This window comes from Dellaglioa sp. CoH-55-MRSF-7, from assembly GCF_056782235.1.
Window position 1 is genome coordinate 1 of sequence record NZ_JBXAYI010000084.1, and the last position, 387, is coordinate 387.

The following is a 387-nucleotide window of genomic DNA, read 5'->3' on the forward strand; positions in this document are numbered from 1 at the left end:
ATCTGGTGTTGAAGCAGGTAGGAACACTCAGCTCGATTTACCCAGCGTCTGGCGTAGGCGCGATAGGTCAACGCTTGACTCCGACTACTAGCATGACGCTAGGTCCGGTGCAGGGACTGGCCATTGCCACAACGGCGCCGCTAACTGTAGAGGTCACCACACCAACTGCCGTTAACATCACGCTTAATGTGAATACGATGTTGGTGCTGGACGATAAGTACACGGCCGTTGTGATAACAAACTCGGCTCCCGTAGCTGCCAATTCACCTAATGCAGATGTTTCGGTGTACTACGCACAACCGCAGAGCTAAATAAAAAAGCCCCGCCAACTATTTATTTGGCGGTGCTTTTTTATTTAGCGGCCTGCGTGTGTTACTAGCATTTCCT

General features: G+C 50.9%; 1 protein-coding gene. It reads left to right on the plus strand.

What is annotated here, in order from left to right; all coding sequences use genetic code 11:
* On the plus strand, positions 1–311 hold a 311-nt coding region (locus AC1RPU_RS07970), incomplete at its 5' end, for a hypothetical protein (RefSeq protein ID WP_481769639.1).
* Between the last annotated feature and the right edge of the window lie 76 nt (positions 312–387).